Below are 8,632 nucleotides of genomic sequence, written 5' to 3' on the forward strand. Positions count from 1 at the left end.
GCCGCCGCCCCCGCCGAGGAGCCCCGCGAGACCGACCCCGAGCACCCGCACCCCGGGCAGTGGCGCCTGGTGCACGTGCAGCTGTCCAACTGGGGCACCTTCCACGGCACCCACGACCTCGAGATCAGCCCCAAGGGCTTCTTCCTCACCGGCGGACCCGGCACCGGCAAGTCCACGCTCCTGGACGCGATCAGCGCCCTGCTGACGCCGCCGCGCACGCTCCACTTCAACGCCGCCGCCTCCGACGCCGGGCCGACGCGCTCGAAGAACCGCCGCACCGTCGCCTCCTACGTGCGCGGCGCCTGGGCGATGCACTACGACGCCGCGACCGGTGAGTTCAGCCAGGAGGTCCTGCGCCCGAAGACCACCCTGTCGGTGATCTCGCTGCGCTACTCCGACGGCGAGGGCGGCACGATCCAGCTCACCCGCATCCTGCTGCTGCACGCGGGGCACCGGGCCGACTCCGACGTGAAGTCGCTGTACGTCATCTCCCGCAAGGCCCTGGACGTCGCGGACCTGCGGCCCTTCGTGTCCACGCAGATCGAGGGCCGCGCCCTCGAGCAGGCCCACCCGGGCACGGAGACCTTCCGCCAGTTCCGCGAGTACCGTGCCCGCTTCTGCCAGCTCCTGGGGATCCCCGACGAGAAGGCCCTGCAGCTGCTGCACAAGATCCAGTCCGCCAAGGAGCTGGGCGACGTCAACACGCTGCTGCGCGACTACATGCTCGACGAGCCGCGCACCTTCGAGCTCGCCGATCAGGCGCTCGCGAACTTCCACAACCTCTCCGAGGTCTACGAGGCCCTCGTGACCGCCCGCGAGCAGCGCGACACCCTGACCTCCCTGCGCGAGGCGCACACGTCGTGGACGCAGATGCGCGAGCGGGGGAGCGAGCTCGTCGACCGCCGCGAGGACATCGACCTGTTCGCCGCCCGCCACCTGGTGCGCCTGCTCGCCGGGGAGGAGGACCGCCTCACCCTCGAGCGCGAGCGCGCCGAGGCCCAGCAGCGGCGCCTCACCCAGGACGTCGCCGAGGCCCGCGCGGACCTCGCCCAGCTCAAGGAGCAGCGGCGCCGCGCCGGCGGCGGCGAGATCGACGACTGGAAGCAGCAGATCGCGGGCCTCGAGGTCGAGCGCGACCGCCGCAAGGAGCGCGCCACCGAGTTCGCGGCGCAGCTGGCGACCGTCGACCTGCGCACGCCCGTGTCCGAGGACCTGTTCCTGCAGGTCCAGCGGGACGTGACGGCCCTGCGCCGCGAGCTCGAGGACGAGGAGCGGACATCGGCCCAGCGCCGCTGGGAGGCCGAGGCCTCCGTGCGCGAGCAGACCGAGGCGCTGCGCAGCGCGACCGCGGAGCTGCAGTCCCTCACGGGCCGCGCCTCGAACCTGCACTCCGAGGACGTCGCGCTGCGCGACGCGATCGCCCGCGAGGTGGGCATCGCCCCCACCTCGCTGCCCTTCGCCGCCGAGCTGCTGCAGGTGCGCGAGGGCCAGGAGGAGTGGACCGCCGCGGCCGAGCAGGCGCTGCGGGGCCTGGCCCGCTCGATCCTCGTGCCCGACCGCGTCTACCGCGAGGTCGCCGCCGTCATCGAACGCACCAAGCTGCGCCGCCGCATCTCCTACAACCGGATCAACCCCGACCTGCGCCAGGGCGTCCGCGCGATCGACGAGCGCACGCTGGCCTCGAAGATCGACATCAAGGACGGCGAGTTCCACGCCTGGCTGTCCCACGAGATCTCCTCGCGCATGGACTACGTCTGCGCCGAATCCCTCGAGGAGTTCACGCGCCTGTCCCGGGCCGTGCTGCGCTCGGGCCAGATCAAGCACTCCGCGACCCGCCACGAGAAGAACACCGACCGGGCCATCAACGACCGCTCCCAGTGGGTGCTCGGCTTCGACAACCGCGCCAAGCGCACCGTGTTCGAGAACGAGCGCGTGCGCGCCGAGCAGGCCCTCTTCGAGGCGCAGGCCCGCCGCAAGGACGTCGAGACCGAGGAGGAGCGGCGCCGCGAGCGCCTCTTCGCCTTGCAGGCGCTCTCCTCGGTGACCTGGGACGACATCGACGCCGCGTCCGTGGCGCGGCGCATCGCGAACCTGCGCGACATGGTGCGCGCCGCCGAGCAGGGCTCGGAGGCCCTCGCCGAGCTGGCCCGGCAGATCGACGACGTCGAGCAGTCGATCACCGACGCCGACGAGGAGCTCATCGAGGTGGTCCAGACCATCGGACGCCTCGCCGAGCAGGCCGAGCGCGCCGCCGAGCGCCTCACCCAGGCCCGCGAGCGGACCTCGGCGCGCGAGCTGTCCGCGGAGGTCGAGCAGGACCTCGCCGACCGCTTCGCCGCGATCGCCCCCACCCTCGTGCTGGGCAACATCGACCGCGTCACCAAGGACGCCTCCGCCACCCTCGACGCCGAGCTGATGGACCTCACGCGCCGCACCTCCCGCGCGGAGGAGGACATGCGCACCGCGATGCGGGAGTTCGCGCGCCGCTGGCCCGCCGAGGCCGGGGACACCGACACCTCGCTCGACGCCGCCGGGGACTACCTGGCGATCCTCGCCCGCATCGAGGAGGAGAAGCTGCCGGAGGTCGAGGACCGCTTCTTCGAGTTCTTCACCGGCAACACCCTCGGGGACGTCCAGGCGCTGGCGACGGCGATCGGCCGCGAGCCCGCGGAGATCCGCAAGCGCCTGCAGCGCATCAACTCGCTGCTGGCCCAGGTGGAGTTCCACCGCGGCCGTTACCTGCAGCTGTCCATGCGGCCCGTGCACCTGGCCGCCCTCGACGAGTTCCGCGAGGCCCTCGACGAGGCCGCCCGCGACACCGTCGAGAACGACGTCACGCGCGACCGGGAGAGGGCGGAGGAGCGCTTCGTCTCCCTGCGCCACCTCATGGGCCTCATCTCCGCGGCCCGCACCAAGGACGACCAGGTCTCCCGGGCGATCCTCGACGTGCGCCGCCACGTGCACTTCCACGCCGAGGAGGTCGACGCGGACGGCGTCGTCGTCCACGCCCACGAGTCCGGCGGCCCGCTCTCAGGCGGCCAGAACGAGCGTCTGACCACGTTCTGCCTGGCCGCGGCTCTGCGCTACCAGCTCGCGGGCACCGGCATCGACGTGCCGCGGTACGCGCCGATCATCATCGACGAGGCCTTCTCCAAGGGCGCGGGCAAGTTCATCACCGCGGCGATGGAGAGCTTCCGCCACTTCGGATTCCAGGTGGTGCTGGCCAACCCGGGCAAGAACCCGCAGGCCCTGGCGCCGTTCATCGGCGGCGTCGGCGTGGTGTCGATCCGCGACGACCGCTACTCGAGCGTCTCGCCGATCGAGTTCGTCCCGATCGACTGACGGCCGGGCGGCGCGCCGGTCCACCGGCGCCGTCGGGGTCCGTGCGCAGGGCCTGTGGGGATCCTGCGCTCCGCTCATCGCATCGGCTCGGCGGGCGGCGGGCGGCTAGCTCGGCTGGCGGTTGGCGGTTGACGGCTGGCGGTCGCGGCCTCCCGCCCCCGGCATTCCGTCGCCGAGTGCCAGATCGGGACTCATTTCGAGGCTGGTATGAGTCCCAGCATGCCCTTCGAGTGGGGTGTGCGCTGGTGTGCCACGTGCCGGTGCTGGTGCCAGTGCCCGTTTCGTGCCCACGCCGACGCCCGTGCCCGTGCCCGTTTCGTGCCCACGCCCGTGCCCGCCCGTGCCGACGCCGGTGCCCACACCGATGCCCGTGCCCGCCCGCGCCCGTTTCGTGCCCACGCCGACGCCCGCGCTCCGCTGCCTTCCGAGCGCCAGGATGCGCCGATCCCGAGCGTCAGGATGCGACGCAAATCAGGCTGTGATCGAGTCGCAGGTTGGCTCTCGCGGCAGTCGACCGGATCGCCGTTTCCTCCCCACGGCGACCTGTCCACAGTCGCGCTCACCCGGGAGGTCGGCGCGGCCCGAGCCGCCTACGCTCCGAGGATGCGAGCAGGAGACGACGGGTGCTTCGATGGGCAGGTGCTAAGCCGCCCACGGTTGCGCGCACTCGGGGTGACGACGCGGCGGCTCTCGAGCGCAGAGTTCCTCCGGGTCCTCCCGAACCGCTACACGCCTGCGGCGGCCCCGGCGGACCTGGTGGAGGTCTGCCGCGCGCTCCAGTCGGAGGCCATCCCCGACTCCTGGTTCAGTCACGGCACGGCCGCCGTCCTGCTGGGCATCGCCGTCCCGGCGGGGCTGGATGGCGGGATCGGCCTGCACGCGCAGACGCCGCCCGGCAGTCGGTACGAGCAGACGCCGCCCGGCGGTCGGTACGAGCAGACGCCGCCCGGCAGTCGGCACGCGCGGACGCCGACTGGCGGCGTGCGCGACGATCATTCCCGCGATGCGAGGGGACTCGTCCCCGATCTGATGCGCGCCACACTGCACTGCCGCGTGGGATCGGGCAGGCATCGGTCCCTGCGCGGCGGTATGGACGTCGTCGTCCACAGGACGGGGGACGCGCCGTGCGTCCGCCGCTGGGGACTGCGAATGTCCCATCCCGTGGAGGTGCTGTGCGAGCTGGCCGGGATGCTCGGACATGCTGATCTGGTCGCGGCGATCGACAGCACCATGTCTCCCTCCTTCGCCCTGGCAGGGATGACGGCGGAGCGGATCCGCACCCATGCCGAGACGAAGGGCGGCTTCCGGCACAAGCGACGCCTGCTCAGCGCCCTGGCCGATGCACGGCCCGGCGTGCGCTCGCCGGGGGAGACGTTCATGCGCCTCATCCTGCGCGAGGCCGGGTTCCCCGAGCCGGAGGTCGCGGTCGAGGTCTGGGACCCGCTGGCACGGAAGCGGCGATACATCGACGCCGGGTTCCGTGAAGGGAATGTCGGGCTCGAAGACGACGGTGATGTGCATCGCGTGACCCGTGGCGCCTGGCGCGCGGACGAGGCGCGGCGCGATGGGCTCGCCACCGCCGGCTGGGTGCTGCGTCGGATGACCGGGGGTGATCTGCCGCGGCCCGACGCCTTCCTTCTGCGCGTCCGCCAGGCGTTCCTCGAGCGCGGGCTCGATGCGCCGGCACCGGGGGACTGGCGCGGACGCAGGCTGCTGGTCGGGGCGATGGATCACGAGTTCAGCCGTCGGTGGTGACGGCAGGCTTCGGTCCGGTCAGGTAACGCAGTCGATCGTCACGCTGCGACTCAGAATCGGCGTGGAATGAGTCGCAGGCTGACTCTGGGTGGGGTGAAGCAGTGGGCGCGGGCGCGTGAGCCGACCGTCAGCCGGCGAGGCGCTCCAGGGAGCCCAGCGGGATCGGCAGCCAGTCGGGCCGGTTGCGGGCCTCGTAGAGCGCCTCGTACGCCGCCTTGTCGGCCTCGAACGCCGCCAGCAGCGTCGTGAATGGGGCATCGTCCGTGCTGATCCCGGCGACGTCGGCGTACCCGGCCAGGAACGCGGCCCGCGCGTCCTGCGCCCACGCGGTCGCGTCGCCGCCGCTGTCCAGGCGCACGGCCCCGGCCACGTAGTCGAGCGAGCGCAGCATCCCGGCGATATCGCGCACGGGGCAGTCGGGCAGGGCGCGGTCGGCCAGCGGCCGCATCGGCTCCCCCTCGAAGTCGAGCAGCACCCACCCGCGTCCGGGCACGGCGAGCACCTGGCCCAGGTGGTAGTCGCCGTGGATGCGCTGGAACGGCGGCCACAGGACGTCCAGGGCGCGGCGCAGGACGCCCGCGAGCGCCTCGCCGACGGCGTCGACCTCGGGCACCTCGGCCCGCGATGCGTCGAGGCGCGCGAGCATCGAGGCGACCATGCGCTCGCGCTCGGCATCGTCCGGCGCGGTCACCCCCAGGTGCTCGGCGAGGTCGCGGTGCACCGAGGCGGTGGCCTCGCCGAGGCTCCGGGCGCCGTCGGTGAAGTCGGTTCCCGCGACGGCGTCGCGCAGCGCCACCCGCCAGGCGTCCTCGACGCCGGGGAAGAACTCCTGGGCGAACAGGGCATGGCCCGTGAGGGCGCGCCCGCCCTCGCCCCAGACGATCTCTGCGGCGCCGTGCATCGGGGCCACCTGCGCGCTGCCTGCGGCGTCGAGCGCGCCCTGCACCACCACGTCGGGGTTCTCCCCGGCCTGCAGCACGCGGAACAGCTTCGCGATCACGGGGGCTGAGCCCTCGAGCTCGAAGATCATCGAGGAGTTGGACTGCTCGCCGCTCAGCAGGCGGGAGGAGACGATGCGCCCGGCCGCGGGGGTGCCTTCCGGTGCGCTCGCCTCGGCGCGACCGCCGTTCCCGCGGATCACCAGGCCGGTGCCGCGTGTGCCGCGCTCGTCGTCCAGCAGCGCCAGCAGTGCGCGCCGCCCCTCGTCCGTGCGGGTCGCGTCGGACACCCGCAGGGGGCCGCCCGGGACGGCGAGCACGGCGATCTCCGCCGCGGCATCGGCGTCCGCGACCGGGGCGTCCTCCGCGGCGCCCTGAACCGCCACGGCCTGCCCGGCCGCCACGGCATCGGCCCTTCCGGCCGCCATGTGATCGGTCGGCGGGCGGGAGACATACAGGGGCACCTGGTAGTCGGTCGCGCGCTCGCCGCTGCCGGCGCGCACCACGACGTCGATCACCTGCTGCGCGTCGTCCTCCGCGATCACGGCGGAGCCGACGACGGCGGTCTCGGCGGGCCCGGTCGACTTCGCGGCGTACCAGCGCTGCGCCGCCATCCAGGCGGTGAGGTGGGGCAGGAGGTCCTCGAGGATCCCCACCGTCGGCGGGAAGGGCGCTGCGGTCGGCGTCTGCTCGTCCATGCCCCCACTGTAGGCGGCGGGCCGGGCCTGTCCCGCGCGGTCGTCTCCGCGCGGCCTTTCCGCGCCCCGGCCGCGCGGACGCTCCGCGCGCCCTGCCGCACGGGGTTTCGCGCGGCCCTTCCGTCGCCCTTCCGTGTGCCCTCTCCATACGCGCCCTTCCGCACGGTCCGCTCCGCGTGCGCCGGTACGCTGGGACGGTGACTGAGAGCTCCCGTGCGCCCCGGCGCCGTCGCGTCGCGGCCGCGCTCGGCGGCGCGGTCCTGACGGGCGCTCTCGCGCTCGCGCCGCAGGCCGCGCTGGCCGAGGGGGAGACGATCGCGGACCACGCGGTCACCGCCGCGGAGGGCGAGAGCGTCACGATCGACCTCCTGCGGGACTCCTCGGGGATCGCTCCCGGCTCCGCCCGCCTCCTGCTGGACGGCCTCCCCCCGGGCAGCACGCTCACCGCGGACGGGCGCCGCGCCGTCGTGCCGGAGCAGGGGACATGGCAGGTCTCCGCCGACGGCACCGCCGTCGTGTTCACCCCCTTCGCCTCCCGCCTGGGCATCGAGCCCAACCCGATCCGCTACTCGGCGCTGTCGAAGGCGGGAGACCCCGTCGGGCCGGGCCTCGTGACCGTCTCCACCCCGGTGATCCCCGATATGGTCCGCTCCGCCCCGTACGGGGAGCCGGTCGCCTTCCCCGTCGCCGAGACGGTGCAGAAGGTGGACGCGCAGACCCTCGAGCTGTCCGGTCTGCCGGGGGCGTCGGCGACGACCACCGGCGACGACGGGACCACCGTGACCGTGCAGGGCCAGGGGACGTGGACGCTCGACCGCGCCGAGGGCACCGTGACCTTCGCACCGGAGAGCGCCGAGGTGCGCGCGGTCGCGCCGATCCTCGTCTCCGGCCGCAGCGCGGAGGGCGAGCAGGCCTCGCAGGCGATGCTCGAGATCGGCTACCCGCGCCTGACGGATCGCGAGATCGCCGAGGGCCCGGATGACCAGGTGCAGCTCGACCTCATGGAGGGCACGCGCAACGTGCGCGCGGACTCCCTCCGCTTCGACGCGAGCGCCGCCCCGCAGGGGTCGGAGGTCTCCGCGGACGGACTCCGCCTCACCGTCCCCGAGCAGGGGACATGGACGATCGATCCGGGGACGGCGACGGCCGCGTTCGAGCCGGTGAAGGGCCTCGAGGCGTCGCCGAGCCCCGTCGCCTACAGCGCGCAGGGCATGTACGCCGACAACACCACGACGGCGCTGCTGCTGGTCCAGTTCACGCCGTCCCCGCCCACGGCCCGCGCGGACGAGCTGCGCGGTCGGCCCGGCCAACAGGTGCAGGTGGACCTGCTGGCCAACGACACCCCCGGATCCGCCTCGATGCCTCTGCGCCCCGCGAGCGTGCGCATCTCCGCCCCCGTCTCCCAGGACGTCCCGCAGCTCGCAGCGGACGACGGGATGCGCCTGGTGGTCCCGGGGGAGGGGACCTACACCGTCCGCGGCGACGGCGTGCTCACGTTCGCACCGGCCGCGGACTTCCGCGGCCGGACCTCCCCGATCGAGTACCGGGTCACCGACGCCGCGGGGATCGCGGTCACGGCGTCGGTCACGGTCGATATCGACCCGCAGTCGCCGGTGATCGAGATGCGCCGCGATTCCGGGGGCATCAACTCGATGCTCGAGGGGCTGCGTGCGCCGCGCACCTCGACGTTCACGGTGTTCTCGACGTTCGCCGCGCTGCTGCTGTTCTCCGGCGCGGTCTCGCTGTGGATCGGTGCGCGTATGGAGTCCGACCGCCGCTCGCTGTGACGGCGCCCGCGTGAGGGACCGGGCGACGACGACAGGCGCCGCTGCCGCCCGGTCCCAGGATGCTTCTATGTTGTGTCAAGCCGCGGCGGCGGCGCCCGGGACGGGGTGGGCA

General features: G+C 73.6%; 4 protein-coding genes. 3 read left to right on the forward strand and 1 reads right to left on the reverse strand.

The window, feature by feature from the left end:
* Positions 1–3,342: ATP-binding protein (locus FM110_RS03180; protein WP_143276230.1), on the forward strand; the 3,342-nt coding region annotated here is incomplete at its 5' end.
* Positions 3,343–3,561: 219 nt separating this feature from the next.
* Complete coding sequence (locus tag FM110_RS14065; protein WP_159457961.1) at positions 3,562–5,097, forward strand: hypothetical protein; 1,536 nt, start codon at positions 3,562–3,564, stop codon at positions 5,095–5,097.
* Positions 5,098–5,224: 127 nt separating this feature from the next.
* On the opposite strand, the gene FM110_RS03195 is transcribed toward FM110_RS14065, so the two are convergent.
* Complete coding sequence (locus FM110_RS03195; protein ID WP_087102609.1) at positions 5,225–6,733, reverse strand: maltokinase N-terminal cap-like domain-containing protein; 1,509 nt, start codon at positions 6,731–6,733, stop codon at positions 5,225–5,227.
* A 197-nt stretch (positions 6,734–6,930) separates the two neighbouring features.
* On the opposite strand from FM110_RS03195, the gene FM110_RS03200 reads away from it, so the two are divergent.
* Positions 6,931–8,520, forward strand: a complete 1,590-nt coding sequence (locus tag FM110_RS03200) for an Ig-like domain-containing protein (protein WP_087102611.1) — start codon at positions 6,931–6,933, stop codon at positions 8,518–8,520.
* Positions 8,521–8,632: the final 112 nt, after the last annotated feature.

Source organism: Brachybacterium nesterenkovii (assembly GCF_900163655.1).
Classification (GTDB): domain Bacteria; phylum Actinomycetota; class Actinomycetes; order Actinomycetales; family Dermabacteraceae; genus Brachybacterium; species Brachybacterium nesterenkovii.